Raw genomic sequence first — 1,887 nt, forward strand, 5'->3', positions numbered from 1 at the left:
CTTACCGGCTTCGTATTCCTTTAAAATACTTACAATCTGAGCCTCTGTAAATCTCGATTTTTTCATAATTCTGACAATTTAAATCTATATTTTTAAACTGTCTGATTTTTAGGGAAGTTTACATTTTTAGGGAAGTTTACACCTACATCAATCTCACGCAAACTTTTGTTCGTGTGCAGCAAACCGGATTAATTTTTTAGTTCATTCAAAACCACCTTTTGAAAGCCCCTGGGAACACTTTGCTCAACTAACTGCCTCTATTAACGTCTCTTAACGGTTGATAAACAATAGTTTGGCATCATTTTTCATTAATAGAGTTGTTAACCATTTAATAACTGGAACAATGAAAAAATCCACCGCAAACAAACTGAACATGTACGGGAGTGTACTTTCGGTTTTAAACGATCAGCAAACAATCTGGCAGGGAATACCGGCGTTTGTAAGTGCTAAAGCAGCTTTTGAAACAAAATTGAACCTGCTCCGGGTACGTGTCACCGAACAACTCGGCGCAACCACCGGTGTGGCCATCGATAAAAGACTGCGCATCACTGATCTGCGCGAGCGTATGCTACTGGTGCAGTACGCACTCTTCCTGCTGGGCCGCGCCACCAATGATGTATTGCTGCGGGAACGCAACAGCCTCACCAAAACCGACCTCGACGGCCTGCGGCTCAACCAACTGGCAGCCCGCTGCGCCGAACTGAAACAAGACATGGATACCTACGGAACGCAATTATCCGCTTACGGAGTCACCACGCAGATCCTCGATGAACTCATCCCGCTCCTGGAAACCGTGAGCGAGGTAAACAACAGCACCCGCCAGGCCATCATCAAACGGAAAGGGATCACCAAGTCCATCAAAGACCTGGAACACGAACTCAACGAGTTGCTCCAGGTAGAACTCGACCGGCTCATCCTGGTGTTCAAACAGTCGCACTCGGCCTTTTTTGAAGCCTACAACAGCGCCCGCATCACCATTGACTATGGTAGTAAGGGAAGCAGGGGAGATGAACCCTTAGCTCCCGCAGGTTAATGTGAAGAAAGTCCTCTTGGTTAAGCCAAGGGGACTTTTGTTTTCCTCTCCCCTTGAGGGGAGATTGAGAGGGGTGGCGTATCGCTTGGAGGACGGCCACACAAGCCATCCCCCTTTATCCCCCTTCAAAGGGGGAATTGAAATCTCCCTCCTTGAGGAGGGGTTAGGGGAGGTGGCTGGCGTATCGCTTGGAGGACGGCCACACAAGCCATCCCCCTTTATCCCCCTTCAAAGGGGGAATTGAAATCTCCCTCCTTGAGGAGGGGTTAGGGGAGGTGGCGTGAGAATCAGGAGGAAGAAGAAGACATCCCCGCTCTCAAAACATGAATCACATGCCGCACCTGTTCCGAAACCACATCCATATTCCAGATCACATCACCCTCTGTAAAGCGGATCAGCGTATAACCCAGCGAAACCAGTTTATCTTCGCGGTAGCGGTCATAATTTCCCTTGTTGACATGCGAATTCCCGTCTATCTCAATAATCAGCCCGATCTCAGGGGCAAAGAAATCCACGATAAAGTGAGAGATAGGGCGTTGCCGCAGAAAGCGTTCCCCGGTTTGTTTCCTCGAGAGCAATCCTTTCCAGATTACCTTTTCAGCCTTGGAAACAGTCTCAGTCCGTAATTCACGGGCATATTCTTTCAGTTTGAGATTGTAGTGATTATGGTTAAATGTTTTCATAAATTAATTTAAGCAGAAAAATCAACAATAGCAAGTGGATCTCAAGTCCTCTCCCCTTGAGGGAGGAGACGGTTTCAATCTCTCCCCTTGAGGGGAGATAAAGAGGGGTGGCGTGAAGACCGATTAGGGCAGCAGCCGGTTGTGTGGAGGACGCCCACGCTAGCCATCCCC

The 1,887-nt window shown here is 48.2% G+C and carries 3 protein-coding genes; 1 reads left to right on the forward strand and 2 read right to left on the reverse strand.

Annotated elements, in window-relative coordinates; translation table 11 throughout:
• The first annotated feature begins 343 nt into the window (after nucleotides 1-343).
• A complete protein-coding gene (locus FO442_RS00005) occupies nucleotides 344-1,033 on the forward strand; it encodes a hypothetical protein (RefSeq protein ID WP_144331081.1) in 690 nt (229 codons plus the stop codon).
• 287 nt (nucleotides 1,034-1,320) lie between these two features.
• Here FO442_RS00005 and FO442_RS00010 read toward each other — a convergent pair whose 3' ends face one another.
• On the reverse strand, nucleotides 1,321-1,716 hold the full coding sequence (locus FO442_RS00010; protein WP_144331082.1) for an endonuclease domain-containing protein: 396 nt from the start codon (nucleotides 1,714-1,716) through the stop codon (nucleotides 1,321-1,323).
• A partial coding sequence (locus FO442_RS18800) for a hypothetical protein (protein ID WP_222101956.1) occupies nucleotides 1,703-1,887 on the reverse strand: 185 nt, incomplete at its 5' end. The genes FO442_RS18800 and FO442_RS00010, both read right to left, overlap by 14 nt.

This window comes from Fluviicola chungangensis, from assembly GCF_007558725.1.
GTDB lineage: Bacteria > Bacteroidota > Bacteroidia > Flavobacteriales_D > Crocinitomicaceae > Fluviicola > Fluviicola chungangensis.

What these genes read in the sequence shown, in the direction of transcription:
- FO442_RS00005 (WP_144331081.1), top strand. Translation starts at nt 344, where the DNA reads ATGAAAAAATCCACCGCAAACAAACTGAACATGTACGGGAGTGTACTT.
- FO442_RS00010 (WP_144331082.1), bottom strand. Translation starts at nt 1,716, where the DNA reads ATGAAAACATTTAACCATAATCACTACAATCTCAAACTGAAAGAATAT.